Annotated in this window: 3 protein-coding genes; 1 reads left to right on the top strand and 2 read right to left on the bottom strand. The window is 62.4% G+C overall.

Annotation, left to right across the window (positions count from 1 at the left end; translation table 11 throughout):
• Positions 1-22 precede the first annotated feature (22 nt).
• Complete coding sequence (locus AC1D0Z_RS20305) at positions 23-928, bottom strand: alpha/beta fold hydrolase (RefSeq protein ID WP_477659973.1); 906 nt, start codon at positions 926-928, stop codon at positions 23-25.
• Between the two features lie 118 nt (positions 929-1,046).
• Here AC1D0Z_RS20305 and AC1D0Z_RS20300 point away from each other — a divergent pair, with 118 nt between their 5' ends.
• Positions 1,047-1,829 carry a 3-hydroxybutyrate dehydrogenase gene (locus AC1D0Z_RS20300; RefSeq protein WP_477659972.1) on the top strand — a complete coding sequence of 261 codons (783 nt, stop codon included), beginning with the start codon at positions 1,047-1,049 and terminating at the stop codon, positions 1,827-1,829.
• A 4-nt stretch (positions 1,830-1,833) separates the two neighbouring features.
• Here the strand turns inward: AC1D0Z_RS20300 and AC1D0Z_RS20295 are convergent.
• The coding region (locus AC1D0Z_RS20295) for an FAD-dependent oxidoreductase (protein ID WP_477659971.1) at positions 1,834-2,069 on the bottom strand (236 nt) is incomplete at its 5' end.

Genomic DNA, 2,069 nt, shown 5'->3' with positions numbered 1-2,069 from the left:
CTTAATAAATACCGCGGGGTGCCTACCCAAGCAGGAAACCCGCCACAGTGGCCACCTGGTCCGCAGCCACCAGCGTGGGTGCATGGCCTACGCCATCAAACTCCACCACGCGGGCGCGCGGGCCGCGGGCCGTCATGGCCTGGGCCGTTCCGGTGCTCAACAGGTCCGACTGTGCGCCGCGTATCACCAGCGTTTCGGCCTTGATATTGTCGTAGAGCTGCCAGAGCATGATTTCGCCCTGCTGCGCGGATTGCTCGGTTTCCTGCTTGAAGGGCACAGCGATGGCGGGATCGTAATGCAGCCGCCATGGCGCATCAGCAGCGCTCGAGACGCGCCTGAGCATGGGACGCGACAGCGCAAGCCACTGCTCGGGCGTGTGGGGGCCAAAGCTCCGGGAAATCGCCCACATGGCATCGGCCGCTTCCTGCACCGACCCGAAGTGACCGGCCTGCCCCAGATAGGTGCCGATCCGCACGATCGCCTGCCACTGGATGGCCGGGCCAACGTCATTGAGCACCAGCCGGCGCACTGATACAGGCAAAGGCAGACCAGGCGTGCCGCATACCGCGACACCGATCAGCCCCCCCATGCTGGTGCCCACCCAGTCCAGTGAAACCATTGGCGCCTGTGCGTGCAACTGGGCCAAAAGCACCAGCATGTCGCCCGCATAAGTACGCAACTGGTAGCCCATGGGATCCTTGAGCCAATCGCTTTCGCCCCGGCCCACCACGTCAGGGCAGACAACACGCACGTTGGCTTGGTCGCTTAATGCGCGTGCCAGCACATCAAAATCGCGCCCCTGCCGAGACAGGCCGTGCACGCACACCACGACGTGCGTGCTGTCCGGGCGCCCCCACTGCCAGTACGCCATGCGGTGCCCGCCCGCGGCGTCGGGGCAATTTACGTAGTTCAGCGTAGGTTGGGTCATGGTGCGGCAGTTCAATTCAAAGGCTTGATAATTGCTTGAAAAATTGGACGGGTGCTGCATAGGCTGCGCGCTGTCCAGGATCCCAATTCAACCATCGTAAATCATCCGGAGAAACATCATGCTCAAAGGTAAAACAGCTCTCGTTACCGGCTCGACCAGCGGTATCGGCCTGGGCATCGCCAAGGCGCTGGCGGCGCAAGGCGCCAACATCGTCATCAACGGCTTTGGCGATGTGGACGGCCCCAAGGCCGAAATCGAGGCGCTGGGTGTGCGCGTGGCTTACCACGGTGCCGACATGAGCAAGGTCTCCGACATCGAGGACATGATGCGGTTTGCTGCCGCGCAATTCGGCCAGGTCGACATCCTTGTCAACAACGCCGGCATTCAGCACGTGGCCCGCATCGAAAACTTTCCCGTGGAGAAATGGGACGCTGTGATTGCCATCAACCTGAGCAGTGCTTTCCATGCCACCCGCCTGGCATTGCCTGCCATGCTGAGCGCCAACGGTGGCAAGGGCTGGGGCCGCATCATCAATGTAGCCTCGGTCCACGGCCTTGTGGGCTCTGCTGAAAAGTCAGCCTACGTTGCCGCCAAGCACGGCATTGTGGGTCTGACCAAGGTCACAGCTCTTGAGAACGCCACCACCGGCGTGACCTGCAACGCCATCTGCCCCGGCTGGGTACTGACGCCCCTGGTGCAAAAGCAGGTGGATGCCAAGGCGGCTGCGGGCAACATCAGCAACGAAGCCGCCAAGCAGCAACTGCTGGGCGAAAAAGAGCCTTCGCTGCAATTCACCACGCCCGAAGAGCTGGGTGCGCTCGCCGTGTTTTTCTGCTCGCCGGCCGGCAACAACGTGCGCGGTGTGGCCTGGAACATGGATGGCGGCTGGGCGGCGCAATAGAAAATCAAGCCGGTTGCAACAGACGGCCTACATAGTCGCCAATCGCCAGTGAGCTTGTCAGCCCCGGCGATTCAATACCGAAGAGATTGACCAGCCCCGCCACGCCGTGCTCACGCGGGCCCTGTATCAGAAAATCCCTGGCGGCCTCATGGGGCGCCTGGATCTTCGGGCGTATACCCGAATAACCGGGCATGAGTGCACCGTCGGGCAACGCGGGCCAGTATTTGCGCACCTCCGCAT

The organism is Polaromonas sp. P1_E3, assembly GCF_056405935.1.
This window is presented reverse-complemented; position numbering and strand designations above follow the sequence as displayed.